The sequence below is a fragment of the Bradyrhizobium ingae genome (assembly GCF_055791185.1).
The window spans coordinates 1-502 of sequence record NZ_JBVUBB010000117.1 but is presented as its reverse complement, the minus strand read 5'-3'; the positions used below and the strand labels follow the sequence as shown (position 1 = coordinate 502).

1 protein-coding gene is annotated in these 502 nt (G+C 73.5%); it reads right to left on the bottom strand.

Annotated elements, in window-relative coordinates:
* Positions 1–8: 8 nt before the first annotated feature.
* Positions 9–502 (bottom strand): thioredoxin-like domain-containing protein (locus ACV1FX_RS41810; RefSeq protein ID WP_473123298.1); only part of this gene is annotated, 494 nt, incomplete at its 5' end.

The following is a 502-nucleotide window of genomic DNA, read 5'->3' as shown; positions in this document are numbered from 1 at the left end:
CCCTGGCCCTACGCCGCCCGCCCGGCGGCGGCGGGGATCAGGGCTTCGACCTGCCGCCGCGTATTGACCACGTCCTTCGCCAGGATGGTGCCGTTGGAATCCAGCAGCACCAGGGTCGGCAGGCGGCTGACCTGCAGCACCAGGCCCAGTTCGACCCCCGTGACGAAGGCGACGCCGCCCAGGCCCATCCGGTCGCGCATCGCGACCAGTTCGGGCGGGGCGCCGTCCCCGACCAGGACCGGGTCCAGTCCGCGATCACGCGCCACGTCCAGCGCGACGGGCAGCACGCGCTTGCAGACCGGGCAGTCGGGCGCCACGAACAGCAGCATGCGCACGGTGCCCGGCGGCAGGGCCTCGCCCATCGGGAACGGCGCGCCGGACAGGGTGCGCATGGTGATGCGCGGAATCACCTGCCCGACATCCAGCCCGGACTGGGGCTGCTGCAGGCCGATGGGGGCGATGCGTTCGTGCAGCACCCCGATCTGGCGGGCCAGGGCCAGCA